This is a genomic window from Archangium gephyra (assembly GCF_042230915.1).
Lineage (GTDB): Bacteria > Myxococcota > Myxococcia > Myxococcales > Myxococcaceae > Archangium > Archangium gephyra_B.
In genome coordinates, this window is record NZ_CP102578.1 from 8,877,944 (window position 1) to 8,901,910 (window position 23,967).

Annotated in this window: 18 protein-coding genes; 6 read left to right on the forward strand and 12 right to left on the reverse strand. The window is 68.5% G+C overall.

Annotated features, from left to right (window positions below; translation table 11 throughout):
- Positions 1–22: 22 nt before the first annotated feature.
- On the reverse strand, positions 23–889 hold the full coding sequence (locus tag NR798_RS34765; RefSeq protein ID WP_375766844.1) for a hypothetical protein: 867 nt from the start codon (positions 887–889) through the stop codon (positions 23–25).
- Between the two features lie 44 nt (positions 890–933).
- Positions 934–1,578, reverse strand: coding sequence for a type IV pilin protein (locus tag NR798_RS34770; RefSeq protein WP_375766845.1), 645 nt, complete (start codon positions 1,576–1,578; stop codon positions 934–936).
- Between the two features lie 161 nt (positions 1,579–1,739).
- On the opposite strand from NR798_RS34770, the gene NR798_RS34775 reads away from it, so the two are divergent.
- Positions 1,740–4,298, forward strand: a complete 2,559-nt coding sequence (locus NR798_RS34775) for a patatin-like phospholipase family protein (RefSeq protein WP_375766846.1) — start codon at positions 1,740–1,742, stop codon at positions 4,296–4,298.
- Positions 4,299–4,654: 356 nt separating this feature from the next.
- The gene (locus NR798_RS34780; RefSeq protein WP_375766847.1) at positions 4,655–6,466 is read left to right on the forward strand and encodes a serine hydrolase; all 1,812 of its coding nucleotides are present in this window, start codon (positions 4,655–4,657) and stop codon (positions 6,464–6,466) included.
- 654 nt (positions 6,467–7,120) lie between these two features.
- On the opposite strand, the gene NR798_RS34785 is transcribed toward NR798_RS34780, so the two are convergent.
- Genes NR798_RS34785 through NR798_RS34810 form a run of 6 tightly spaced genes read right to left on the reverse strand, consistent with a single transcriptional unit; the run spans position 7,121 to position 13,409 of the window.
- On the reverse strand, positions 7,121–7,330 hold the full coding sequence (locus NR798_RS34785) for a hypothetical protein (protein ID WP_375766848.1): 210 nt from the start codon (positions 7,328–7,330) through the stop codon (positions 7,121–7,123).
- Between the two features lie 57 nt (positions 7,331–7,387).
- On the reverse strand, positions 7,388–8,200 hold the full coding sequence (locus NR798_RS34790; protein ID WP_375766849.1) for a hypothetical protein: 813 nt from the start codon (positions 8,198–8,200) through the stop codon (positions 7,388–7,390).
- A gap of 2 nt (positions 8,201–8,202) precedes the next feature.
- On the reverse strand, positions 8,203–9,690 hold the full coding sequence (locus NR798_RS34795; RefSeq protein WP_375766850.1) for a hypothetical protein: 1,488 nt from the start codon (positions 9,688–9,690) through the stop codon (positions 8,203–8,205).
- Positions 9,687–11,366: a hypothetical protein gene (locus NR798_RS34800; RefSeq protein WP_375766851.1), complete on the reverse strand. Its 1,680-nt coding sequence runs from the start codon at positions 11,364–11,366 to the stop codon at positions 9,687–9,689. The genes NR798_RS34795 and NR798_RS34800 overlap by 4 nt, the downstream gene beginning before the upstream one ends.
- A gap of 56 nt (positions 11,367–11,422) precedes the next feature.
- A complete protein-coding gene (locus NR798_RS34805) occupies positions 11,423–13,234 on the reverse strand; it encodes a S8 family serine peptidase (protein WP_375766852.1) in 1,812 nt (603 codons plus the stop codon).
- Positions 13,235–13,241: 7 nt separating this feature from the next.
- The gene (locus NR798_RS34810) at positions 13,242–13,409 is read right to left on the reverse strand and encodes a hypothetical protein (RefSeq protein ID WP_375766853.1); all 168 of its coding nucleotides are present in this window, start codon (positions 13,407–13,409) and stop codon (positions 13,242–13,244) included.
- Positions 13,410–14,125: 716 nt separating this feature from the next.
- On the opposite strand from NR798_RS34810, the gene NR798_RS34815 reads away from it, so the two are divergent.
- Together NR798_RS34815 and NR798_RS34820 are read left to right on the forward strand one after the other, a co-directional pair.
- Positions 14,126–15,058 carry a DUF6310 domain-containing protein gene (locus tag NR798_RS34815; RefSeq protein WP_375766854.1) on the forward strand — a complete coding sequence of 311 codons (933 nt, stop codon included), beginning with the start codon at positions 14,126–14,128 and terminating at the stop codon, positions 15,056–15,058.
- Positions 15,045–15,800: a DUF5953 family protein gene (locus NR798_RS34820; protein WP_375766855.1), complete on the forward strand. Its 756-nt coding sequence runs from the start codon at positions 15,045–15,047 to the stop codon at positions 15,798–15,800. Before NR798_RS34815 ends, NR798_RS34820 begins: the two co-directional genes overlap by 14 nt.
- A gap of 138 nt (positions 15,801–15,938) precedes the next feature.
- On the opposite strand, the gene NR798_RS34825 is transcribed toward NR798_RS34820, so the two are convergent.
- Together NR798_RS34825 and NR798_RS34830 are read right to left on the reverse strand one after the other, a co-directional pair.
- The gene (locus NR798_RS34825; protein WP_375766856.1) at positions 15,939–17,342 is read right to left on the reverse strand and encodes a hypothetical protein; all 1,404 of its coding nucleotides are present in this window, start codon (positions 17,340–17,342) and stop codon (positions 15,939–15,941) included.
- 5 nt (positions 17,343–17,347) lie between these two features.
- Positions 17,348–18,688: an SPFH domain-containing protein gene (locus NR798_RS34830; protein ID WP_375766857.1), complete on the reverse strand. Its 1,341-nt coding sequence runs from the start codon at positions 18,686–18,688 to the stop codon at positions 17,348–17,350.
- 192 nt (positions 18,689–18,880) lie between these two features.
- On the opposite strand from NR798_RS34830, the gene NR798_RS34835 reads away from it, so the two are divergent.
- Positions 18,881–20,062: a VWA domain-containing protein gene (locus NR798_RS34835; RefSeq protein ID WP_375766858.1), complete on the forward strand. Its 1,182-nt coding sequence runs from the start codon at positions 18,881–18,883 to the stop codon at positions 20,060–20,062.
- Positions 20,063–20,149: 87 nt separating this feature from the next.
- Positions 20,150–21,145, forward strand: coding sequence for a fatty acid desaturase (locus NR798_RS34840; RefSeq protein ID WP_375766859.1), 996 nt, complete (start codon positions 20,150–20,152; stop codon positions 21,143–21,145).
- 36 nt (positions 21,146–21,181) lie between these two features.
- On the opposite strand, the gene NR798_RS34845 is transcribed toward NR798_RS34840, so the two are convergent.
- Positions 21,182–21,853, reverse strand: a complete 672-nt coding sequence (locus NR798_RS34845) for an HAD family hydrolase (RefSeq protein ID WP_375766860.1) — start codon at positions 21,851–21,853, stop codon at positions 21,182–21,184.
- A 632-nt stretch (positions 21,854–22,485) separates the two neighbouring features.
- The gene (locus tag NR798_RS34850) at positions 22,486–23,772 is read right to left on the reverse strand and encodes a hypothetical protein (protein WP_375766861.1); all 1,287 of its coding nucleotides are present in this window, start codon (positions 23,770–23,772) and stop codon (positions 22,486–22,488) included.
- Positions 23,773–23,967: the final 195 nt, after the last annotated feature.

The following is a 23,967-nucleotide window of genomic DNA, read 5'->3' on the forward strand; positions in this document are numbered from 1 at the left end:
CCGGGGGGGTGGGGGTCTGCGCTCAGGGCGGGGGCGGAGAAAGCTCCCGCAACCCCTCGGCGATGGCGGCGGCGATGTTGCCCATCAGGTCCTGCCGCGCGTTGACGACATAGAGGTGCGGGGTGAGGGCCCAGACCTCGCGCACCACGCGCCGGGGCGGTGGGGGTGGCTGGGTGCTCAGCTCGGCCTGGAGCAGGGGCAGCACCTTGTCGGACAGGCGCAGCGCGGTGTCCATGACGAAGATGGCCAGGTGGGGGCGCAGCGCGCGCACACGGCGGAAGAAGGCCCCTACCTCGTCGGACGCCAGGTGCTTGGGCGGCGAGGACTTCATCTCCAGGTAGAGGAGCCGGCCCTCCGCCGCGGCCACCACGTCCAGGTCTCCGCCCACCTCGGGCGCGTGGAACTTCACCCCCACGGCTACGTCGAAGCCGAGCCGCCCGCGCAGCTCGCGCGCCACGTACCACTCCAGCGTGCCGCCGAAGTTATGGGCCGGGTAGCGCAGGCGGTAGCGCCCGCCGTCCTCGCGCTCGGCGAGCCCGAGCTCCACCAGCTCCTCGGCCGTCCTGGCGGCCTGCGCGGGCTCCACGTAGCGCGTGGCCTCGGTGGGCGAGAAGCTGCCGCGCCGCAGGATGGCGCCCCGGAGGAAGAGGCGAAAGGCGTAGTGGCCGAGGTGCTCCGCCAGCCGCTCGGCCGCCTCGCCCTCGAGGTCCGCCGGAAAGGGCAGATCCAACGGGGCCACGGTGGGCTGGAAGCCGCGGCGCACGAGCATGGCCAGGGCCTCGCCGCCGGGGGGCAGCAACAGCCGCTTCACGGGGGGCGCTCCCGCGGCGAACAGCTCCAGGTCTCGCGCCGTGGGCAAGTCCCCGGCAGGTGGCGGCTGCTGCGTCATACCCTCCCCCTGGCCGCACGGGCGCGGCCCCGTTCACGGCCGCGTTACAGGTCGCAATCGACGTCGTTGTAGGTGTTGAAGGGCACGCCCGCGACAATCATCACGTCGCCGTTGCCGCACGGGGGCGTGCTCAGCTTCGCGTCCTTGGTGGCGACGTGCCAGGTGTCCAGGCCGCCCGTCTCGTTGTCGAGGTTGCCCACCGCGAACGCATCGATGTTGCAGCCGGGGCACGCGCCCGAGAGGCCCGGGGACTTCGGCGCCTCGCCATCGCCGGTGGTCCAACTGAAGCTCACGGGCATGGGGGCCGGCGTGGCGGTGGAGACCTTGAACTTCCCCTCGTCCACGGTGATGCAGTTGGCCAGGTCGGGCCGGGTGATGGTGCCATCGGCCTTGCGCTCCTCACACAGCCGGGTGGGCGCGAAGTAGTAGGCGTAGCGGTTGCCGCGCTCCGGCGAGAAGCCGACGGTCCCGTGCGCCTCCACGTACACGCCCTTCTCCTGCAGATAGGAGCGCTGGGTGGTGAACCAGGTGCGCAGGTTGGACTTGGCCTCCGCCTGCTTCGCGCGGGACTGGAACTTGAGGAAGTTCGGGATGGCCACCGCGGCGAGGATGCCGATGATGGCCACGACGATCATCAGCTCGATGAGCGAGAAGCCACGCCTGGGCATGGCGGACGACGGACGGCGCATGAGAGACCCTGAGAAGAACGGAATGCGCCCGCGACGCTAGCATTGACCAGACCCGATGCGGAGGGGCGCGCCTGCTCCCCCTCCGGCCGAGCTGCCCGGAATCCCGTGCTGCTAGGATGGTGCCCACGGTGGGCCGAGGCCCGCCCAACCGACAGGGGCACATGAACTCCATCCTCCTTCCCTGGGTGCGCTGCGCCGTGGCGTTGCTCGCCCTCTCTCCGGCGCTCGCGGCGTCTCCCACCGCGCCAGCACCTCTCGACCCATCCCGGATCGCCTCCCACCTGGAGACGGAGCTGACGGCGGCCCAGCAGGCCATCGAGAGCCATGGGGCCCGGATGGAGTCCTTCCTGGTCCCCTCGCTCCAGGGGGACAAGCTCGCCATGGAAGCCAAGGCGCTGCACGCCGCGCTCCCGGACTTCATCCGCGAGAATCCGCACCTCTTCGCGGAGCTCATCAGAGATCTCGAAGCGCTCGGCGGCGGGCAGCAGGACGCGAAGGCGTCGCTGAGGCCCGGTGCGAGCATCACACAGCGCCTGAGCGCCGAGCTGCGCCAGGGCGTCATCCGGTTCGGCAACCGGGTGGGCGCGCCCCCGGCGCTCGTCGTCTCCGGCGGGGTGAGCCTGGGCTCGTACCAGGCCGGCTTCCTCTACTACTACACGCTGTTCCTCCATGACCGCGCCTGGGTGCTGCGCTCGGTGGGGCCCGAGCACCGGACCTCGCTGCGGAAGTTCGGGCTCGAGCTGCCGGAGGATCCGCCCAGCGGCTTCACCATCGTCACCGGTGCGTCGGCGGGCTCGGTGAATGCGCTGCTCTCGGCGTACGCGGGCTGCCGCGCACCGGAGCGGGTTCCCAGCAAGAGCCTCTTCTTCCAGACGTGGAACACGCTCGCCCTGGAGACGCTGCTGCAGCCGGGGAGCGTCGGCACCGACCACACCTTCTCGTCCAAGCCCGTCACGGACGCCATCGACCGCCTCAAGACCCTGGACCCCAGCGGCTGGCAGCGCTGCCGGTTCTCCCTGGGCGCGACGACCACCCGCCTCCAGAGCCGGGAGATCGAGCTCGCGCCGGCCGGCAACATCGGGAGCCCGTCGGGAGAGCAGCTCCGGCTGGCGCGTTTCACCGAGAAGTTCCTGCTCACCGCGCAGGGGGACGCGCAGCAGGCCCCCGCGTTCTGCCCCTTCCCGGGGTGTGACACCCAGGCGCCCTACTCCGCGTTCTATCCCAGGCTGGCCCAGCCGGAGGGGGGCCCCATTCCCGTGGACAACGTCTTCAACATGGTGGCCGCCTCGGGTGCGTTTCCCACCGCCTTCGAGCCGCGCGTCATCCCCCACCGCTACTTCGACACCCGGACGGGCAAGTGGATAGACGACACCACGTCCCGGTTCGCCGATGGCGGCATCTACAACAACAACCCGTTGGACCTGGCGCTGCGGATGTCCCAGTGGGAGACGGCCGCGCTCCGGGGCAGCCACCGCTTCCTCTACTTCGATCCCAACGCCGTCGATTGGAAGTGGGCGACCCAGGAGCAGCAGCGCATTCCCGGCCCCGGGCTGCTGTCCACCTACGAGGATCTGCTGGCGGGCTTCGCGGGCACGGCGATGAGTGCCCAGCTCATGGACACGCTGGAGACGGAGCCGGACATCCGCGAGCGCATCGACGTGCCGGTGCGCCATGCCCCGCTGGCGGGTGAGTACCTGCTCGCCATGAGCGCCTTCCTCGACGAGGACTTCCGCACCTTCGACTTCCACCGCGGCATGGTGGATGCCTGGCACTTCGTGTCCAAGGAGTCGGACACCCGCATCCTGTTCCAGGAGCTGGCCCACGCGAACCCCGAGGCGCCGCCCACGACGGTGGGCGTGGACTCGCCCCTCTTCGCGTGCTTCCTCGCCTTCGAGCAGTCCGGCGCCGACGAGCCGGGAACGCTGCCCGCGTGCGCCCGGCTCCAGGAGGAGAACAGCCAGAACATCCTGTCGCTCATGGCCGTCTCGCGGAAGCTGCGGAAGGATCCAACGCTGTCGCTGAGCAACAACTTCGAGCGCTTCACGGAGGCGCTGGCGACCCGGGGCTATGTGTTCCGCTCGGGCCTGTTGAAGGGGCAGACGGCCTCGGCGCTGCAGGGCAAGTTCCGCCAGGTCTTCGGGGATGCGGTGACCGAGCTGACGCACCAGCAGCCGGGCTCGCAGCAGCTGGGGTTCCAGGTGGGAACGAAGCTCGCGCTGGACAGCGCCATCGCCTACCAGCCGGTTCCGTTCTACTCACTGGTGGGCATCACCTCGGGAGGCCTGGAGCTGGCCGTCTCGCCCTCGCTGATGCACTGGAAGGAGAAGGAGCTGCGGCTGCGCACGGGCGTGCGGGCATCCTACGGAGAGTCGGTGCGGTTCTCCGGCGGCGTGAGCCCTCCGGACTTCGACACGGCGGCCTACGTGAGCGGCGCCTTCGGCTTCGGTCCCCCGCCCATCCGCTTCGAAGCGGGCCTGGGCCTGCTCACCGAGGCCTCCTACCTCCCGGACACCCGCAAGTGGGTGGCGGTGCGCTTCGCGCTGGAGGGCTCGCTGATGGTGGTGGCCGCCGAGCACCTGGAGATCAGCCTGCGCCCGCGGCTGTACCTGGACCGGGGCCGTGCGGACTCGCCGCTGTACGTGCCCACCACCGAGGGCGCCGACGCGCCCCAGAAGTTCGAGGCGCTGGGTCTGCTGCTCGGAGCGGGCTGGCGGTTCTGAGCCCAGGCGCGCTGCACCCGCGGCCCTATCCCCTCGCCCTCCGGGAGAGGGACGGGGTGAGGGTATCGGGTGAAACCGGGTTCAATCCCCTGCGTCCCCTGAAGCGCCGTGCAGGTTGACCAGGCACACCTCTGCAACGGGGTGGCACACGTCCTCGGACACACGTGTGCCACCGGGAAGGTGCCACCTCCTGTGCCAGAGGCCCACCGCTCAGGGGCCCCGAGGCCAGGATTCGCCTGCTTACGGCGGTGCCCCCCTGTCTTGAGCGGGCTTCGCGCCATGGCATGCGCGCTGCAATCAGGCTCCTGCGCAACCTCAGACGCCGCCGGGCGCACCCGCCCGGCAGGAGCCAAACCATGTTCAGCCTCCGTTCCCGATTGCTCTCCGCACTGGCCCTGGCCAGCGTGACCTTCTCCTCCGCATGCGGCCCCGTCGAGCCCCTGGAGGGCACCGACACCCCCGCCGCGGCGGAGCTGGGCCAGCGCGAGGACGCCGCCCTGGGCGAGGCGCTCAACACCGCGCCTACCGCCTCGTGGTGGTACTACGGCCAGACTCCCGAGCAGGTCTCGGATCTGCTCAGCGCCAATGGCGCCCGCCTCGTCAGCCTCCAGGTGGAGCAGACCTCTCCCCTGCGCCTCACCGTGGCCATGGTGAAGAACAGCGGCACCTACGCCAAGGGCTGGTGGTGGTACCACGGCGTGACGGGCAGCCAGCTCTCCTCCTACCTCAGCACGAACAACGCGCGCATCGTCAGCCTGTCTCCCTATGAGCTCAACGGGACGACGTACTTCGCGGCGGTGATGATCAGCAACACCGGCGCCGACGCCAAGGGCTGGTGGTGGTACTACGGCACCACCCCGTCGCAGATCAGCACCGCCCTCCAGCAGAACAACGCACGGCTGGTGGACTTCGAGAGCTACTCCACCAGCGCGGGCACGCGCTACGCGGCGGTGATGATTCCCAATACCGGCTCCGACGCGCGGGCGTGGTGGTGGTACTACGGTGTCACGGGCAGCCAGGTCTCCAGCCTCCTCTCCCAGAACAACGCGTTCCTGACCAACATCGAACCCGCAGACGCCAGCGGCTCCACGTTCAACGTCGTCATGGAGCAGAGCCCGGGCATCTCGTGGTGGTGGTACTACGGCGTCACGTCCTCTCAGCTCGGCGACAAGCTGTCGCAGAATGGTGCGCGGCTGCTGGATGTGAAGACGTACTGGTCGGGGGGCGTGCGCAGGTTCGCGGCCATCCTGGTCAACAACTCGAACGCGGCCACCACGCGCATCGGCGAGCTGATGCGCGACGGGACGGATGGCGCCACGGGCCACTACCTCAAGCAGGTGGGGGGCTCGGTGCAGGCGGCCCTGCAGGACACCCGCGTCTTCGAGCCCGCCAGCACCATCAAGGCGCTCATCGCCCTGCACGCCATGCGAGAGGTGGACGCCGGCCGCGCCAGCCTGAGCCAGCTCGTCAACGTCTACGCGCCGCCCGCCAGCGGAAGCTGCCCCACCAGCACCATCACCGGCTCGGAGACGCTGGGGGACGCCATCTACCGGATGCTCGAGTTCTCCGACAACCAGCGCACCCGGGCGGTGATCGACGAGTTCGGTTTCGCCCCCATCAACCAGACGGCCGACACCGTGGGCATGGCCTCCACCCAGCTCAACCACTACCCGGGCTGCGGTGGCCCGGTGGCCAACGCGCTCACGCTGGCGGATGCCGGCCGCATGTACGAGGGCATCGCCAACGGCACGCTGCTGTCCGCCTCCAGCCGCACCGCCCTGTACCAGCGCATGCCCGAGCAGGCGGGTGACTTCACCGGCATCCGGAGCGCGCTGATGACGCTGGTGGACCAGGAGGGGGCGCGCTACGGGTTGAGCGCCAGCGCCCTCAGCCAGTACAAGAGCCGCCTCGTCACCCACTACAAGGCGGGCGGCTACACGCTGTGCGGCAGCGGCTCGTGCCTGGAGTACCGCTCGGTGGCGGGCTCGGCGGAGGTCCCCCGGTGCTCTCTGGGGATGACGGTCAACCAGAACTACGTGTGGGGCATCTTCATCGACGGAGCCAGCAGCAAGACCGCGGCGGACAACACCTTCACCACCTCCAAGGTCGAGCCTCTGCGCGAGCCCATCCGCGCGGCCCTCTCCAACTGGAGCGCCTGCTACCCGTAGTCTCCCCTCACCCGAGATGACCCCGGGCCCTTCCCCCTCCAGGCGGGGAAGGGCCCGGAGCAGTTCCGAGCCTCAAGGGGTGGAGCCTCCGCCAATGGAGGCTGCGGGAATCGAACCCGCCGCCGGAGGCATCCGGCGAGAGCGCTCCAGAGCGGTCGAGAGCGCTATGCTCCGGGATCGATCAACCCGCGCGTCTTTTGACGTCACGGGGACGCTCGTTCCGGTTCATGCCGCGCCTTTTCCCCTGACGCCGGGTCGAATCAGCCCGCGTTGACACATGCCGCCGTCATGTACGGCCCGCAGCCCGGGTATTGCCGCATCAAATTCTCCTTCGCCTGCCGGCGAAGCTCCCCGCAGACGGTATTGTACTCCCCTGTCAGCATCCCTCCCGAGGCCGTCTCTCCGACGGGACACCCTGCACTATTTCTTCCGATCGAGGCTATCCCCTCCCAGGTAGCCTTGTTTTGTTGCCCCTTCTTCCTTTGAGGGAGAACACCGGCGCGCTGCCCTGGGGAATGAAGCTCGAGATCCAGGCCCCGGACGATCGGGGCCGCGAGGTTCGGCAGTCTCATCGTATCTCTCCTGTTTGCATGAATATTAATACGTTCGAATACCTGTCCACCACACCGTGCGAGCTCTTTGGGCGCCGCGCCGTCAAATCAAGAGCCCCAGGAGCGGCGACAAGAGCCCGTCGCCGCCGTCGATGACCGTCTGGCAGCCCTTGATGCAATCCGCGTTGCCGAAGCAAAAGACCTCGCAGAGAGGATCGCCGATCGTGCTGATGAGCCCCGACGGTTCGACGCGCGCAATGGGAACCGAGGACGGCCCCCTCCGGACGGGCCTGGCTTGTGCGGGCAGCTTCATGATTCACTCCTTTCAATGGGCCTCTCGGGCCCTCGAGCCGCGGCGGCGCGGGCGAATTCAATACGTATTCATTTTATAGATTCCGCCGATCAGCACCGGCTTGACGTCGTTGACGTCGACGGTAAACCGCAGCACCTTGAGCGGCTCCGTCGTCAGCTTGTCCGGGTTGAAGAAGGTGAGCGACGTATCCCAGCACTCGGATCCGGGGCGGCATATCGGGCTGTGGCTCACGCTCACGTCGCGGAGGTTCAGATTCTTGTCGGCGGCCGAGCGGAGCTTATCGGCGACGATGAACCCCTCGGTGACGGCGAAGTTCCTGGCCCGCTCCTGAGGCGAGGTGCCGGTGTTGCGCAGCTCGAGAAAGAGGCGGCCCAAGAAGCCCCAGAGCTTGTCGTCGAGGTCCTTTCCGAGCCGCTTCGAGAGTTCGGCGGCCGACCAGCCAACGAGGCCGGACAGGCAAGGGTCGATGGCGGGCACGACGTTCCCGTTCGCGAGGCGCTCGCTGCCCGTGATCCACCCGGGGACGGACACGCGCACGCACGACTCCGCGAGGAACTGCGTGAGCTTCACATAGACGTCCTGCGAATAAGCGGACATCGGCTTTATGACGTAAACCGGGTGCTCGTCGATGCTCAGGGTCCACGTGATCAAGGCGGCCCTCGCGCGGTGGCTCGTGAGGTGGAGGGCGAGCTCATTTCCGGTGGTAATCGGCGTGCCGCCGTTCTCCGCGGTCAGCGCGTCGCGCCTCGCCTCGGACGCGTGCTCGAACCCGAGCTTCCCGACGGCGTAGACGAGCGGTCTCGCGAGCGCGGCGCTCGTCCCGCACCCGCAGCCGGAGGGCCTCACCTGCGTATCACTGATCTGCGTCATTCTCATCTCTCCGAGCTACATTCGTTCCACGATTGTACGCGCCCGATGAGCACGGGACGGACCTGGCTCACGTCGACGGTCACGCGGTGAACGACGCGGGCGCCATGGACGCGCTCCGGATTGAAGAAGACGAGCCGAACGTCCCAGCAGTCGGACCTGGGGCGGCAGCGCTCGTTGCGCTGGACGCCAATATCGTCGAGCGTCATCCCGCGCATATACATCGCCTGGAGCGGGCCGCCCTGGGAGGCCGCGTGCGCGAGGGCGAAATTGGCCGCCCTCTCCGGAGGTGACAGGCCCAGGCTCCGCTGCGCCGCGCGGAGCCGGTCGACGAAGCGCTGGAGCGGCGCGGGCCTCTCGACGCGCTCAGGGCTCGCCGGGTCCCCTTCGAGCGCTATCGCGAAGACGCGCATGAGCCCGACGTGATTCGAGACCACGGATACCTCGAGCATGTCCCGAGCTGCCAAAAGCGCAGAGACCCTGCCCCGGAATTTGATTCTCACGAGGCGCTGCGTGTAGGTCCGCCCGCCGTCTTCCGCGGAGGGCACAAACTCGATCACCGTTGGCGCGAGCGTGAGGCGATCGTCGTCGCCCCTACCCACGCTCGCGCGGACCTCCGCGCGAGCGTGGGCAGAGGCGCCCACGGCAACATAAATGCTGAGGACTCGATCGGTGGTATCCGCCGGCGCGAAGATCTCCAACCGGGAGAGCGCGCCGCCCTCCGAGGTCGAGCCGCGCAGGGTCGTCTCGCCGTCCTCCCACGTGACGTCAAGCATCGGCGGATCAGCCTTGCCGAGCTCGCCGGGGATGGATGTCTCCTCGACCCGTAGCTTGAAATCTTCCCTGAACGACGCCAGCCAGCGCTTCCGGTCCTTTGCAGTCCCGTCCCACGCGATCCAGTCGAGCACGCGCGGCCCTGAGCGGCCCTGGGTGAGGTTCCATGACGAGCGATCTCTGAGCGGCAGGTCCGGCTCGAATTCGCACAACCGTGAACCCGTGGCGCTCAGCAAAGCCCGCGCTGGGCTCAGCCAGTCGGGCTCCGGCGAGAGCCACGTCGGATCCAGGTTTATGACGGGCACGACCTCGCCGTTGAGGAGCGTCGCCGTCCCGGCGATCTGCCCCGCCACGGTGACCACTCCGTTGAAAGGTGGGTCGAGCAGGAGGCCCCTCAGCTTTTCATACATCTTCCTGGAGAAGGGGCCCCCAGGTCGTATCGCGTACACGGGGCGCTCATCGATGCTCAGCGTCCAGGTCACCAGTTCGGCGTCGCTGGGTACGCGCTCGAGATAGTCGCGGAGCTCGGCGTTGCTATGGGCGTTCCACGTGTCGCGGCGCTGGTAGGTCCCGGGGTCGAACCCGAGCGCGCCGGTCACGAGGACGGGTGGGCCGGACGCGCCGTCGCCGCACCCGGCGGGGAGCACCCCCTTGCCGGCGCCCGCCGCCACGCTTGTATTTGTATCGGTATCCATCGTTTTTCCCATCGCGCGGCTCATGCTGTCCAATAGCTCCGGCGAGGCGTTATTTGAATGGGCTCGACGCCGGCGACGTCGACGGTCGTGCGGTAGACGAGCCTCGCGCCGCCGTCCGCCTGGTCGGGATCGCAGAGCACCATGAAGACGTCCCATACGTCCGCCCCGGGGCGCGAGAGCGGAGCGGGGCTCGCGTCGATCGACGCGAGCCCGAGGCCTTGCGACAGGGCGTGAGCGAGGAGGTTCTCCGTCCCGCTGGTGGTCGCTGCCTGGACAGCGGCGAAGTTGATCGCTCGCTCCCTCGAGGACACGCCCTGGTTGACCAGAAGACCGTAGAGGCCATCCATGAACGTCTGCAGGGCGGCCTCTTCGATGATTTGGTCGGCCTTCTCGACCGTCACGGCCTGGATACCCACGTAGCAATTCGGCTCGACAAGGAGAATGTCGGCCTTGAGGTTCTTCACCTTCGTTACGCCCGTGCCGACGGTGATATGCGTGGGCTGCCCATCGGCGAAGAACGTGGCCCGAAGGCCGGGCGGGACGTCGATCTCCTCGGCGATCAAGTCAATTTCATGCTCTCCGACGCCGAAGGCCCTGGATATGCGGTAGTTCGAGCCGGCGCCCGCGCGCGGCGGCTCCTCTCTCGACACGATCACCTCGGCCGGGTTCTGGGCGGCTCCGCCCGGCGGCGTGTTCTCGAGCCGGAAATCGACCACCGCTCCTTTCTCCGCCCGAAAGACGATCGAAGAGACCCAATCGAAGGCTCCCGGCTGCCCCGCGACAGGCTGCGGCGAGTCGATCAAGGTGTGCGCATAACGATTGGAGCCCACGCTGGCGCTGACGTGACCTGTCGAATCATACGTGTGAAAATAGACCCTCATCCGCCATAGCGATCCATCGCCATTGATCTCCAAGGACGCCTTGAGCGCGTAGCCGGCGCCGGAGAGGGTCATGCCTTCCCGGCTGCTGACCCGCATCTCCGCGCGAGAACTGTCGGCGATGAGGATCTCTCGACCCCGGTACGTGAAGGTCTTCAGCGGGATAGCCCCCGTGCTCGGTGGCTCTACCGATAGCGTGAGCTTCGCGAGGCCAGGCCGGCCCGGTAGCGGGGTCACCTTGCCCCTCTGAATGAATCCCCCGTCCAGCGAAGGCGCCGTGAGATCAACCTTCGCGGGCGCCGCCGCCACCGCCCCTGCGATCTGGATCGCGTCGACCACGGCGGTCGGGGAGTCGATAAGAGGGCGGAAGGAGGAGACCTCGATGACAGGGATTACCTGCCCGTCGAGGAGCGAGGCGCTGCCAGCGAGCTCGCCCGCCACGACGAAGCGAGCCTCCGGCGAGGCGGTGTCGGCGGCGTTGACGATGCTCTCTCGGAACGCGGCCGCGAGGCTCGGCGACGTGCACTGGAGCGCATAGACGGGCGCTCCGTCGATATTCAGCGTCCACACGATTGAATTGAAGTCCGACGCGGCGGCGAGGCTCCTCCCGGGCCTGAGGAGATACCTGGCGAGGCCATGGCGATCGCCGATCGGCCTGCCGTTCGTCGCGTAGATGCGGTCGCGGCGCTCGCGGCTCACGAAGTCGAAGCCGAGCGTGCCGAGGACGAATACCTGCGAGCCAGGCGCGGAGGCGCCGCATTCACAGCCCGAGGGAGACACCTCGGCCGCCGCTTTTTCGGCGGGCGCTTGCGTGGACGACATCAACAATCTCCGTATTCGTGGTGGTTGGTCATTGTCTCGGCGCGAAGGGCCATCGCTCAGCGGACCTGCCAGCTCCGCGTGTTGCCGATAAGAACCGGCTCGACATCGCTCACGTCGACAGTAAACCGGAAGATTTGCCGCGCCCTCCTGCGCCGCGCGAGCGGGTCAAAGAACGTGAGCTTCACGTCCCAGCAGTCGGACTCGGGGCGGCAGAGCGGGCTCCGCTCCACATCGACGCGCTCGAGCTTCATGCCGAGCCTCGTCGCCTCGAAGAAGACGCGGTACGTCTCGTAGGCGTTCGTCGCGGAGAAATTGAGCGCGCGGTGCTGCGGCGCCTCGCCGACGTTGCGCATCTCGAAATAGACGCGATCGAGATAGTTCGCGAGCTCGGCCTCCACGATCCTGTGGTTCACCCCGAGCGGGCCCGGGGGCTCCGGGGGGCTCGTCCGGAGGCTCTCGACGAGCGCCGCCGTGGTCCAGCTATTCAGCCCGGCGAGCTCCGGCTCGATCACCGGGAGCACCTGGCCGGAGATCAACTCGACCACTGCGCCCGTCTTTCGCGCCGGGACCGAGACGCGGTGGTCCGCGTCGCCGATGAATTCGACGAGCGTCTCATAAATCTGCTCGGCGAAGGGGCCCGACGGCCGGATGGCGTAGACGGGATAGCTCTCGATGCTCAGCGTCCAGACGATCGACGCCGCGTCGGTCGGGTTCTGCGTCAGATATGCCTTCAGGTTCAGGCCGTCGAGGAGCCAGTTGGGGCTGGATTGGTTGAAGATATCCCGGACCCCTTCGGTCCCGAAATCAAACCCGAGCGTGCCGATCGCGAACACGAGAGGGCTTTGACCTCCCCCGCAGCCGCACCCGCAGTCGGCCGGGTGAACGCCGCGGTGCGCGGCGCTCGCGCCGGCCCGAGGTCTCTGGGGCGCCGGGCCCGAGGATGCCGAGATGCCCGCCGCTTCCACTGTCTGCTCTGTGGCCGTCATGGTCTGTCCTGCCTTCGCATCGAGCCATCGGATCGCGCCCGTGACGTCCAGGCGCCCGCGAAAGAGCCGGTCGCACTCGTCTGCTGGCTGCGCCTCGCACGTGATCGCGCTCTCGAGGAGCGCCTCGAAGATTTCGCGCGGCGAGGTGCCGCGGCCCCGCCGCATTTCGCGGCTCAAGAGGAGGGCCACCACGCCGGAGACGATCGGGGCGGCGTAGCTCGTGCCCCGCCGCCGCGCCGTCCCGCCGCCCGGGACGGCGCCCTCGATATCTTCCCCGGGAGCGAGGATGCCGTGATCGTGATAGTCCTCGCCGTGGTTGCTGAACGGCAAAGGCGCGCCTCTCGCATCCATCGCCCCGACCACGAGCACCGATTTGGCCGCCGCCGGCACGTGGACGCAGCGGCAGCCGTCGTTGCCGGCGGCGGCGACGAGGAGCGCGCCTTCGGCCTCGCAGAGCTTGACCGCGTCGGCGAGGGGCCATGCCATTTCCGCGGACCACGCGAGCTCGCCGCCGCTCAGGTTGATGATCTTCGCGCCAGAGGTCACGGCCTGGGTGATCGCGCGCGCGAGATCGGTCTGCGTCGCCGCCTTGACCGCGCCGCCGCCGCCGTCGCCGAAAATGGGGGCGATGAGCCCTCTGCACTCCGGCGCGACACCGGCGACCGGGCTCTGGTGGCGGCCAAAAAGGAGGCTCGCGACGAAGGTGCCGTGCTCGGTGGCCGCCGCGTCGCCAGCCACCGCGGGCACCAGCGTGGGCAGCACCGTCAGATCGGCCCCTTCGAAGCAGGGGTGCGAGAGATCGACCGGGCCGTCGAGCACGGCGACGGTGACGCGCGGATCCCCGAGTGTCTCCGCCCACAGCTCGGCGAGGCCAGGCAGCATCGCGCGCCTACTCGCCGCAGGCTTCCATGCAGAGCTTTTGGGCGAACGGGTCGACCAAGAGCGCGCAGGCGGCCACGCACGCTTCGTTATTATTCGAAGGCGACACGCGGCGCGCGGGCGCGTCGTCCGGCGCGCTGGCTCGGGGGACCGGCTTGATCTGCTTCGGCAGCTTCATGGAGCTCTCCCTCGCAACTCTACGCAACAGGCCGCCAATCCGAGCGAATGATTGTCCGCGCGGTCCGCTCGATGGGATGTTCTCTTCGCTCAGCCGCCGAGCAGATCGCTCACGGCGCGGCTTCCGCCGCGGCACGCTTGCAGGCAAGCCTTATCGCCCTCGCAGAGGAGCGGGCATGCAATGGGCGTCGCGATCTTGACAAAGGGGCTCATCACGCTGGTGAACCCCGACCAGATGTCATCCAGGAAATCGGACGGCGCGACGCCGGACCGCACAGCCTGGGAACGCCGTGACGCGACCGGCTTTACCTGTCGGGGTAGCCTCATAATCTCTCCACTCCACAGGAAGCGATCGGTAAACGCAGCGCTTACGCAAATGGGTAATAAAGCTGCCAAGACAGCGTTTCACGGCGCGACGCTCACGGTCAAGCCCGATCGCTTGCGCGCCGATTAACAACTCGATTGCGTGGAGTGGAGGCGGCGGGAATCGAACCCGCGCCGGGCGGTGCGAAACTCCCAGCAGAATCGCGCCCTTACCTCGCAACCGCTCGGAATGCTTGGGAGTCGATATCCCGCCGCGTCCCCTGGTGTCCCGCCCCGTTCAACAAGGCGGCTTCCTACCGCGCCCCCTCGCGTGCTCGTTCTTCGCCGACGGAGCGTGCTGGCATACTCCAGAACGGGACCCATCAGGTTCTCACTTGATTCGAGGGCCCGGCCATGCGGCTCCGAGCGTGCATCGCACTTCTGCTCTATGTCTCCGCCTGCGCTACGTCAGCGCCCACCCCAACAGAGCCAGCGGCCCGGGATCCGAGGCTCGCCAACCTCCAGCGCGCGGCGAAGCTGCCCTGGACGGATGGGGGGCGGTGCGCCGTCCGCGAAGCTTCTGAGCCCTGGCCCGTGCTGGCGGAGCGGTGCTTTCATGCCCTCGACCATGACCGGGTTCGGTTTCGGGACATCACGGGCAGATGCGCCGTCGCCTCCGCAGGCGCGGCAGTGGGCGTCGGACTCTGTGTCTTGGCGGCGCCAGAGATCATCGTGGGTGCAGTGATCGTCGCGGGCGTGGTGGTGGTGGGATTCGCCATCAAAGAGGCCCTGGACGCGTATGCGCTGGATATGGGCCACCCCGAGGTAAGGCCTGTGCCTGAAACGCGGCCCGTGCCTGAAACAGCGCCCGCCCCGCAGAAACCCTCGCCGGAAAAAAGGCCCAAGCCGGAGCCCAAAGGGCCGGACTTCCCTCCCGTGGGGCCAACCGACATCTCTGAACGAGAGCGACGTCGCAGGTGCGAGCCCATACCGGAACCGCACGCGGGCGAGGATGACGCGCATAACAGGTGCGCCGATCAGTTTCCGCCCAACCGTTATCCCGGAATGGATGTGCTCGTGGGCGGTGTGAGCTTCGATGCACTGCAAGTCGGCGTGCGTGTGCTGTGGGAAATCAAGACCCATCGATTTGACGCATACCCTGACTTTGTCCAAGACAAGGAAATCAAGAAGGAAATGATTCAAATAGAGAAGCAGCGAAAAGCTGCGGCGGCATGCGGATATGGCTATGTCGTTGGGGTGAGCACCGAAGCGCACAAAGCCGCGCTGCTCGAAGAAAGTCCCGCTCTCAATGTTGTTGTTACGGGTGCACACGATGACCAAGCGTAAAGCCCTCACCCTCATCGTTTACGCGCCTGCGCTCGTGGGCAAAGACGGACGCACGCTCGATGTCGTCCATGGGATGGAGAAGGCGCTCCCCGGCTTGCGCCTGGAGTGGCGGCTCTCCGAAGGCGGGCGGCCCATCGCATTGCCGCAGCGCGACGCGTGGCTCGTAGAAAGCATTGAGGACGGGGGATTCCCTCTCGTGTGCAACGGGGACGAGAGTTACCCCGTGACGGTTTGGGGAATGGGAAAATCGGGACTCCTTAGCGCAGGCGGTCAGGACCAGTTTGAAGTGCATGCAAAACTGCCACTAGGCGAGCCCGTGATCGCGGCAGCAGCGAATGTGCTGGAAGGAATGGCGCAAGGGGCGCGCGCATTTTGGGGGCACGCGTCGCCGTATGGTTATGGCTCGGAAGTCGCGCAGCAATTTCGCCGCTCGCCTCATGGACCGGAGCGCTCACCCCGTGGGCTTCCCATGCTCAACCTTCCAGAGAAGCTCCCCGCGCCTGAGATTCCGTGTTTCCTTGGGTGGCTGAACTATTGGTCTGCCGCTGCCGCGAAGGCCATCGGGTTCCCGGATCCTGCTCGCGACGCCGAGCTGCTCTCGCGGGCGCACCGCACGCCGTCGGGTGGGTGGGTCGTGCAGCTAACGGATGCACCGCTCGATTACGACAACCCGGCCCACCTGGACGCGCTCAAACGGGCCTACGAGCGCTTCCCGGAGATTGGCGGACGCTCCACCCCCTGAGACGCGGCACGGCTCGCAATGGCCGTGCTCAAGGCCCCGCCTTCTGGCTCACCCCACCTGAGCCCGGACACCCACCCTGACCATCTCCCGGGGAGAGGAGACATCACACACATCCCGGAAGAGGATGAGCGGACTCCGTCAGCGCACGGCCACGGTACGGCCGCGCCAGTCGGCGGAGCTCCAGCGCTGGAAGGAGCCGAAGTCCTCGAAGCGCTCGGCGCTCTTCTCCGGCATCAGCGTCTCGCGTTTGAGCATCTGGAAGGAGGACTTCACCCTTCCCTCCACGAGCGCCTCGCGAGCCACCAGCACGCGCGAGCCATCCGGGGAGAAGCCCGCGAGCTCCACGTAGCCGAGCACCGGCTCGGTGGCCGCGGGTGCCACCGTGTCCAGCACCCACGCCCCACCCTCCTGGTGGAAGACCCACAGCTCGGTCCAGCTCTCGAGCATCTGCACCGCCACCGCCACCGCCGAGCCCTGGGCCGAGCGCCGCACCGAGCCCGGCCACACCAGCCCATAGGTGCAGCGCTCGGACAGCACCGCCTTCGGCTCCTTCGCGTCCACCAGGCGCATGCAGGTCTCTCCCGGCTGACCCTGGGCCAGCTCGAGCACGGGCCCGGAGCCCGGCTTCTCCACGGCGGGCTCCACCGCATGGCGCGAGGCCCCCACCCGCACCGCGGCGGCCGCATAGGCCGGCTTGTCCTCCTCGGCCAGCTCCGCCTTCAGCACACGCGCCAACTCCTCCACCGAGCGCTCACTGGCCTTCGCGCCACGCTGCGCCTCACCGCGGCGGGAGAACTGATACGCCAGCGCCGCGTACACCTCGGCCCGCCGCAGGTGGAGCCGGTTGGCGAGGTACGCCGGCAGCTTCGCCGCGTCCACCTGATCCAGCACCGAGCTCCGCCACTCGTTGAGGGCCTGCTGCTCCACGGGATTCGTCGCCGGATCGATGCACTCCGGCCGCGTCAGCGCGAGCGCCGCCCGGACGCGCGCCTCGGGACCGCCGCCGAGCGCCAGGACGCGGCGGAAGGCCTCGCCGTCATAGCAGACGCGGGTGCGGCCCTCGCGCTCGAAGCTGACGAGCTTCACCCCGTAGCTGGCGGCCACGTCGAGGTGCGCGGCCAGGGCCGCGTCGTTGGTCTTGTTGGAGGTGGCGCGCCGGGCGAGCCGGTCCGCCATCGTCCCCAGCGCGTCGAAGAGCTCCGGCCCCACCTGGGAGGCGGGTGCCGCGCGCAGCAGCGCCGCCGCGTAGCCGATGCCCAGCGCCTCCGAGCCCGAGGAGTCCTTCAGGAACTCCACCACGGCCTGGAGGCGGGCCACGCTCGTCTCATCCAGGCGGTAGACGCGCACCTGGTGCGAGCGCACGTAGCCGGGGCGCTCGCGGCGATGGTCGTACACCTGGATGAACCCCTGCCGTTCCCCGCGGACCTCGAGCCACTCGCCCTGCCAGAGCGTGGCCTGGCGGGCGGCGGAGTCCTGGGGCGCGGCGCGCAGGGGCGCCTGGTCCTGCACCACGAGGGCGATGACGACGAGCGTGGCGAGCATGGTCGTTACTCCTCCTGGGAGGACGGCTCCCCGGCGTTGGCGAGGGCGTCGGACGAGGGCTTCGGCGCGCCCGCGTACCCGGCCGTCTGCGGCTGGCCCAGCAGGTTGCCGGCGATGAAGCCGCCGGCCTGCGGCGGCGCGATGATGACCTGGATCTTGTCGGAGAGCTTGTCGGCGAGCGTCTTCTGGATGAGGAGCGGGTTGCGGCTGATGAGCTCGGCGTCGCGGGCGAGCTGCTCGGAGGCGGCCTTGCCGGTGACCTCCACGCGGTAGGCATCGGACTCGGCGAGCTTGCGCCGGGCATCGGCCTCACCGGCGGCCTCGATGCGGTGGGCCTCGGCCTCGGCGGTGGCCTGCGTCAGCCGCGAGACCTTGGCGGCCTCGGCCTCCAGGCGGCGCTGTTCGATCTCCTTCTCCTTGAAGGGGAGGACGTGGCGCATGGCCTCGGCCTTGGCCCTGGCGGCGATGATCTCCTCGTTGCCGGCGGCCTCGGCGGCCTTCTCGCGGCGGACCTTGTCGGCCTCGGCCTCCAGGGCGGACTGCTTGACCTGCTTGTCCTTGAGGTCGAGCGTGTAGCGCATCTTCTCCGCGTTCAGCTCCTCGGAGAGCAGCGCCTCCATGCCGGTGCGGTACTGCTGGGGCAGGTCCACGTTGCCCAGGGTGACCGAGCGGAGGATGACGCCATCGGCGGCCAGCAGGGGCGTGAGCTCCTCGGTGAGGTCCTTTTGAATCTGCACGCGGTGGGTGGAGAAGATCTCCCGGACGGTGTGCTGGGCGAAGTGGCGGCGCAGCACGCCGTCGATGACGGGCTCGATGATCTCCTGGCCCACGTTCTCCGGGAGGCGGGCGGCCAGGGTGCGGATCTTCTCCGCGTCGAGCAGGTAGCGGATGTTGACCTCGACGCCGATGGACAGGCCCTCCACGGACTGGAAGGGCGCCGCGGACGTGGCGCTGGCGCTGCGGGAGGGCTGGTAGGTCTGATCCTTGAGGCTGTAGCGGCTGAGCCGGTGCACCTCGGGGATGAGCAGGGACCAGCCCTCGTGGAGCTCGGAGACGTTGCCGGTGAGCCGGTTGACCCGGATGCCCACCTCGCCCGGCTCGATCATGCAGAGGGGCTGGGCGGCCACGGCCCCAGCCACCATGCCGGTCACCGCCAGCCCGGCCATCACCCGGCGGCCCCGCTGGGTGTAGACGAGCCACCGGCCCCGGCTGACCATCCCGCGCGCCGCCTCGCCGGCCAGCGACACCATCTGCTTGAGCACCTCGCCACGCTTGGGCTCGGGGTGCTTCGTCTCGTTCTGCTTCGTCTCGTTCCGCTGCTGCTCGTTCTGCGTCTCGTGGCTCATGCGTGCCCTCTCCGCGGGGAGGGCATTGCAGGAGCGATGCCGGGCAGGCGAGCGGCCACGGCCAGAGGGACGGGCTCCGGCGGGCCTCCACCCGCGGCGCCCGTGCGTGGCCGTGCGGACTCACCGCGTGGCTGGGGCGACCCACCGGTGTGGCCCATAAAACCTTTTCCGGGGCCATGCGTAGAAGCGTCCATGCTCAAGCACTCGCTCCTGTGTCTCGGCCTGATGGCGCTGCCCGGTTCCGCTTCCGCGGAGCCCAACCCTCCCGCCAAGGCCCCGCCCCCGCAGACCCGTCCCGCCGTGGCTCCCGGGACGCTCGAGGCGGCCATCTCCGCCCCCAAGGTGCAGATCGCCCTGCTCCTGGACACCAGCAGCAGCATGGACGGCCTCATCGAGCAGACCAAGCGCCAGCTCTGGACGGTGGTGAATGCCTTCCAGAAGGCCCAGCGTGACGGGCAGCAGGCCCGGCTGGAGCTGGCCCTCTACGAGTACGGCAACGACGGGCTCTCCGGCGAGGGCGGCTACATCCGCCAGGTGGTGCCGCTCACCACGGACCTGGACCGGGTGTCCGAGCAGCTCTTCGCCCTGAAGACGAACGGGGGCAGCGAGTTCTGCGGCCAGGCCATCCAGAAGGCCACGCAGCAGCTCGAGTGGAGCAAGTCGAAGAAGGACCTCAAGCTCATCTACATCGCGGGCAACGAGCCCTTCTCGCAGGGGCCGGTGGCGTTCCGCACCGCCATCTCCGCGGCGAAGGAGCACGGCATCATGGTGAACACCATCCACTGCGGCCCCCCGGAGGCCGGGGCGAGCGGCGGCTGGGCGGAGGCGGCGCGCTTCGCGGGCGGGCAGCCCTTCAACATCGACCAGAACCAGGCCGTGGCCATGGTCGCCGCGCCCCAGGACGAGGAGATCGCGAAGCTGGGCGTGGAGCTGAACAAGACGTACCTGAGCTACGGACGCTCCGGCGCGGAGGCCAAGAAGCGGCAGGAGGCCCAGGACGCCAACGCCAGCACCAACGTGGTCAGCGCCACCACGCGCGCCATGTCCAAGGCCTCGCGGCTCTACGACAACTCGGGCTGGGACCTGGTGGACGGGACGAAGCAGGGCAAGGTGAAGGTGGAGACGCTCAAGGACGAGGAGCTGCCCGAGGAGCTGCGCGGCAAGAGCGCCGAGGAGCGCAAGGCCGTGCTCGCGGCCAAGGAGAAGGAGCGCACGGAGCTGCAGGCCCGCATCCAGAAGCTCAGCACGGAGCGGCAGCAGTACCTCGCCGGCAAGCAGAAGGAGCTGGCCGCGGAGGGCAAGAACACGCTCGACAAGGCCATCCTCGACTCGGTCCAGACCCAGGCCAAGGCCCTGAGCTTCACGCTGGAGTGAGGGCGGGTGATATGACGCGTGGCGTCGAGCGGGAGGGGTATGCCAAGCTGCGCGCCCCCCCGCCTCGTACGACCGAAAGGAAGCGTCTTGAGTCAGCCGCGCCCCCTGGAGTTTGCCCGCAGCACGGAGAAGGAGCCCCACCTCGAGCGAGCCCGCGCCATCCTGCGTGCGCACCCCGAGCTCAAGGATCTGTGCGGCCCCACTCCCATCACGGCCCTGTTCGTCCTGCTGCTGGTGGGAGGACAGGTGGCAATCGCCTGGGCCCTGCGTGACTCACCGTGGTGGGCGCTGCTGGCCACCGCGTGGCTGGTGGGCGCCTTCATCGATCACGGGCTATGGGTGCTCATCCACGAGTGCACCCACAACCTCGTCTTCCGCAGCCCGCGCCTCAACGCCGTGCTGCAGCTCTTCACCAACCTGCCCATCCTCTTCCCCGCGGCGGCCTCGTTCCGCAAGTACCACCTCATCCACCACCGCTTCCAAGGGGACCCGGAGCTGGACGCGGACCTGGCCACCCCCTTCGAGGCGAAGCTGATCGGCAACTCGTTCTGGGGCAAGGCCTTCTGGGAGCTCAACTTCTGGGCCTTCCAGGCCATGCGCGTGTCGCGGCTCAAGCGCATCCCGCTCGTCGATGGCTGGTACATCGCCAACTTCGCCATCCAGCTCGCCTTCATCGCGGGCGTCTGGGCACTGCTGGGGCCTCGCGCGCTCGTCTACATGTTCCTGGCGTCCATCTTCGCCATCGGCCTGCATCCGCTGGGCGCGCGGTGGATCCAGGAGCACTTCCTCGTCAAGGCGCCCCAGGAGACGTACTCGTATTACGGGCCGCTCAACTGGGTGGCCTTCAACGTGGGCTACCACAACGAGCACCACGACGTGATGCGCGTGCCCTGGACGCGCCTGCCGAAGGTGCGCCAGCTGGCCCCCGAGTTCTACGACACGCTGCACTACCACACGTCGTGGACGGCCCTCTGGCTGAAGTTCCTCTTCGATCCCTCGCTGTCGCTCTACAGCCGCATGACGCGCACCGGTGGCTCGGGAGACGGCACGGTGCGGGCCGAGGACTCCGCCAAGGCGGCCTGAGCGGGACACGGGCCAGGTGCCCCGCGAGGGCCCGGCTCAACCCAACGCGGCGAGGGGGGACTCGGCGTAGCGCGTGAGCAGATCCCTCGGCGTGCCGAAGACGGCGATGGCCCCGGCGGAGTGGAGCTCCTCGTCCGTGAAGCCGCCGCACACCAGCCCGACGCACCGCATGCCCAGGCGCACGGCGCCCTCCACGTCGTAGGGCACTGCCGCGATGGCCAGGGTGTCGTCGGTCGCATCGAGGCCCAGCAGCCGGATGGCCTCGGCGGGAATCTCCTCGTGCAGCCGGTTGCGGTCCACCTCCGCGTCCGTGGTGCGCGCGTCGATGAGATCCTCCACCCCGAGCAGCTCGATGTAGTGCTCCAGCTCGTCGGGGTCCGCGGTGGAGGCCAGGGCGATGCGCCACCCTTCCTCGCGCAGGTGCCGCAGCAGCTCGGGGGCGCCGAGGAAGGGCCGCACCTTGTGCAGGTACTCCTCGTGGAAGAGCGCGCGGTGGAAGCTCGCCAGCTCATCGGCGTAGCGCAGGTACTCGTCCTCCGGGAGGAATACGGAGAGGAACTGGTCCCCCATGCGGGCCATCTGCGCGAGCACCCGCGGCAGACGCACCTGGCGGCCATAACGGGCCAGCGCTTCCTGCCAGGCCCGCGCACGAAGCACGTTCGTGTCCACCAGCGTCCCATCCACCTCGAAGACGATTGCCTTGGGCACTCCGTGCATCCTCCGGTTACGAAATTGCGCACTCCAAACCCCCGTAGCCACGCGGGAAAGTCCGGGGCCGGCTCAGGACAGTGCCAGTGGCTCCCTGGTGCCCCCCGCTCGAAGGGGCTAGCGCCCGCCCTCCACGTCCCCCAGCAACCGGACAGGCTGAGGGATGGACTGGGGTCGAGCCTCGGCTACATCATCTGCCATGCCGGTGATGATTACGGCCCGCTCACGGGCTTGTCCCGTCACGACAGGCTCTCGCTGCGCTTGCGCTGGGACTTCACCTTGCTGTGAGCAACGCCGGTGGCAAGGGGCAGGTTGGCTCCTCTTGCCTGGGCCTACCAGGTGAGGAGGATCGCCAGGAGACCCCCCCAGGATCATCAACCAGAATCGAGGGGAGGAGACAGCTGAGGTGCAGGCACGGTGGGCAGGAGCGAAGGCCCGCGCAGGCCGCGGCGGTGCGCGGCGAGGGTGTCGGTCATGGGCCAGCATCTCCATCGAAAGCCGTCTCGGCGAGGGCTCGTGCTTCATCGTCCAGCTGCCCTCACGCGGCCGGGACAGGCAGCGGGACACCGAGGTGCGCCCGCCGTCCACTAGCCGCGTGACCCTGACGCAGGCCCCCTCCCGGGCCAGACAGGTCAACGCCCCTCGGGCGCCAACTGCTCGAGCGTCTCCGGGGCGATGAGGTCCAGGCTCTTCAGCCGGGAGACCGTGGACGGGGCCACGCAGTTCCCATCTTCGGTCAGCTCGAAGCGCAACGGGTTGAACGTGACGTGCATCCCGGTGCGGGTTCCCACCTCGGTCCCGCTCGTGTCACCGATGAACTCGAAACGCTGCACCGGGCCACTTCCCGCCGAGAAGATGTCGGGAGTCAGGGTGGTGTCCGTATACGAGAAGCAGGTGGACTGGGGTGGGCACGCTTCGCCCCCGGAGGAGGGGACGCGCATGTCCGTCACGCGCCATCCCGGATCCGGAACGTAGAGCTGCTCCGTCCGGCTGCCCTGGGCCTGGCTCCAGTCGGCCCGGGTCTCCTTGGCGGACATGAAGAGCTCCGCGCTCACGGAGGTGCCGTTGTTGATGAGCCGCACCCTCGCGTTCACTTCCGGCCCATGGCCACTGAAGTCCGCGTCACCGGCCGGGCGGGCCCCGGGGTCACTGCCCTCGCCGCTCCCGGGCAGGAGGCCGTCGAGGAGCCCCAACCCCCGGGTCTCGGTGGAACCGTCGAACTTGGGGGGGATGAAGTGGAGCGCCGATGGCTGGTACGTCACCACCTGGGTCCTGCAGAGGGGCGTCTCCGGCTGGATGACGGAGATGGTGGAGAGCTCGTGGCCGGCCCACTTGATGATGAGCCGTTGGCTGGACGAGGTGATGGGCACGCCCGTGCTGCCCCCGAGCGTGAGCGTCATGAGGTAGTGCGTCGGGAGGTTGAGCATGTCGGTGACATCGAGCAGCTCGCCGCCATCCTGCAGCAGCACCTGGAGGGAGCCGGCGTCCAGGTCGTAGCCGTAGAGCGCGAGGTGGTTGAGCCGTCCCTGAGCAACGAGCGTGCGGTCGACAGCCAGCGGGATGACCGAGCACAGCTGGGGCTCGAGGGGAGGAACTGGCGCCCCGAGGAGCTCGGCCTTGAGCCGGCTCAACCCCAGGCGCATCCGGCTCACCACGAAGTCGGCGTCACAGCGGACCTCCGCACTGGTCGCGGCGATGCCACGGTAGAGCAGGTTGGAGACCTCGTTGCGGATGGTGGATTGGGTGTCGCTGGTCAACTTCGCTTCCGTATCCCTGAGCACCTTCTGCCAGTCCGCGGAGTTGTTCTGAAGACCGACGAGGCCCTCATCGAGGATGGCAGCCGTCCGGGCGACGGCTGTATCGGCGGTGTCGCCCAGGTCCGAGAGGGCCGAGCACCCCGCGACAGCAACGGTGAGCACCAGCAGCGTGGCGAGGCTCCGCCGGGTGAAGTCCTGAGTGAGCAGTGGACCCTCCAGTCAACGAATGGGTGGAGGGCTCGAACACCCTGGGTGGGCCTGGATTCCCGGGGCACTCCGGCCTGGCGCCTGGCTGTCTTTTGAGCTGAAGGGCCTTCTTCCGAGCGCCACCGTGCTGGCATGCTGCCGCCGCGGTTG

Coding starts and splice junctions, on each gene's coding strand:
- NR798_RS34785 (WP_375766848.1), bottom strand. CDS start 7,330: ATGAAGCTGCCCGCACAAGCCAGGCCCGTCCGGAGGGGGCCGTCCTCG.
- NR798_RS34800 (WP_375766851.1), bottom strand. CDS start 11,366: ATGTCGTCCACGCAAGCGCCCGCCGAAAAAGCGGCGGCCGAGGTGTCT.
- NR798_RS34810 (WP_375766853.1), bottom strand. CDS start 13,409: ATGAAGCTGCCGAAGCAGATCAAGCCGGTCCCCCGAGCCAGCGCGCCG.
- NR798_RS34835 (WP_375766858.1), top strand. CDS start 18,881: ATGCTCAAGCACTCGCTCCTGTGTCTCGGCCTGATGGCGCTGCCCGGT.
- NR798_RS34825 (WP_375766856.1), bottom strand. CDS start 17,342: ATGCTCGCCACGCTCGTCGTCATCGCCCTCGTGGTGCAGGACCAGGCG.
- NR798_RS34770 (WP_375766845.1), bottom strand. CDS start 1,578: ATGCGCCGTCCGTCGTCCGCCATGCCCAGGCGTGGCTTCTCGCTCATC.
- NR798_RS34805 (WP_375766852.1), bottom strand. CDS start 13,234: ATGCTGCCTGGCCTCGCCGAGCTGTGGGCGGAGACACTCGGGGATCCG.
- NR798_RS34795 (WP_375766850.1), bottom strand. CDS start 9,690: ATGAGCCGCGCGATGGGAAAAACGATGGATACCGATACAAATACAAGC.
- NR798_RS34830 (WP_375766857.1), bottom strand. CDS start 18,688: ATGAGCCACGAGACGCAGAACGAGCAGCAGCGGAACGAGACGAAGCAG.
- NR798_RS34815 (WP_375766854.1), top strand. CDS start 14,126: ATGCGGCTCCGAGCGTGCATCGCACTTCTGCTCTATGTCTCCGCCTGC.
- NR798_RS34780 (WP_375766847.1), top strand. CDS start 4,655: ATGTTCAGCCTCCGTTCCCGATTGCTCTCCGCACTGGCCCTGGCCAGC.
- NR798_RS34820 (WP_375766855.1), top strand. CDS start 15,045: ATGACCAAGCGTAAAGCCCTCACCCTCATCGTTTACGCGCCTGCGCTC.
- NR798_RS34765 (WP_375766844.1), bottom strand. CDS start 889: ATGACGCAGCAGCCGCCACCTGCCGGGGACTTGCCCACGGCGCGAGAC.
- NR798_RS34790 (WP_375766849.1), bottom strand. CDS start 8,200: ATGACGCAGATCAGTGATACGCAGGTGAGGCCCTCCGGCTGCGGGTGC.
- NR798_RS34775 (WP_375766846.1), top strand. CDS start 1,740: ATGAACTCCATCCTCCTTCCCTGGGTGCGCTGCGCCGTGGCGTTGCTC.